Here is a 1222-nt window from a genome sequence, read left to right as displayed (position 1 = left end):
AAAGGAGAATGTTCCGGTGTATTAGCAGAGGATGGAGCAAGAGCAGTCTTAACACCAGCAAAAGAAAATGTCCGGCAGAACGGCAGACGCATGAAGGAACCGGAAGAACCAATGTTCACGATTACTGCAACCGATCGTCATGGCATCTTGTATCACGGAAGAATACGCAGACTGGTTCCAAGAGAGTGTCTGCGTCTGCAGGGATATTATGACTGGCAGATTGATAAGATCATAGACTGCACATCGGATGCACAGCTATATAAACAGGCTGGGAACGGGGTAACTGTTACGGTGATCGAAGCAATCGGAGCATTACTGCGAAAGGCAGATGCAGAGCGAAAAGAACTGGAACTGTCTGAGAAAGGATAGTGTCGGTGATGATTGGAATTCAGGATCAGTACTTTGGTACGGAAATCGAGATGACAGGAATCACCAGACAACGGGCTGCAGAAGTTGTAGCAGAACTGTTCGGGACAGAAGCCGTTCATGAAGGTGCGTATTACGGAATATGGTCAGCGAGAGATCGGGAAGGAAAAAAGTGGAAGTTCATGTCTGACGGAAGCATTGATACACAAAGAAAATCAGGTGGTCGAATCGTATCAGCAGATAGAGAATATTCAACAGAGATGGTATCACCGAAATTATCCTATGATGAGATGGGGAAATTACAGGAAGTTGTACGCTGTCTGCGGAGACATGGAGGTTTTGTCAATGAGTCCTGTGGTCAGCATGTTCATGTAGATGCGGCGAACCATACACCGCAGAGTCTGAAAAATGCGCTGACCATTATGTACGCAAAGGAAGATATCCTGTTCAAAGCACTGAAAGTGCAGGAAAGAAGAGAGTACAGCTATTGTCAGAAGGTGCGTCCGGAGGTATTGGAAAAAATCCGAAAAATGCCAAACAAATCCATTACGATGGACCGGGTAAGAAATGTCTGGTATGGAGGCAGGGATGGAAGTCATAATCATTATGACAGTACCCGGTATTATGCGTTAAACCTCCATGCTGTATTTTCCAAAGGAACATTGGAGTGGCGCTGTTTTGAAAGTACCCTTCATGCAGGAAAAGTGAGGGCGAACATTACACTGGCACTTGCGATTTCTGCACAGGCGATCAATCAGAGATCCACCCAGATGAAAAAGACACCGATCTCAGAAAACCCGGCGTTTACATTCCGAACGTTTTTGTTGCGGCTCGGATTAATCGGAGAAGAATATAA

2 protein-coding genes are annotated in these 1222 nt (G+C 45.7%); both read left to right on the top strand.

Features of this window, described 5'->3' with window-relative positions; all coding sequences use genetic code 11:
- A partial coding sequence (locus G4407_RS16100; RefSeq protein ID WP_173689685.1) for a DNA cytosine methyltransferase occupies positions 1–369 on the top strand: 369 nt, incomplete at its 5' end.
- 8 nt (positions 370–377) lie between these two features.
- The coding region (locus G4407_RS16095) for an amidoligase family protein (protein WP_173689684.1) at positions 378–1222 on the top strand (845 nt) is incomplete at its 3' end.

This window comes from Allocoprococcus comes (assembly GCF_013300725.1).
GTDB lineage: Bacteria > Bacillota > Clostridia > Lachnospirales > Lachnospiraceae > Allocoprococcus > Allocoprococcus comes_A.
This window is presented reverse-complemented; position numbering and strand designations above follow the sequence as displayed.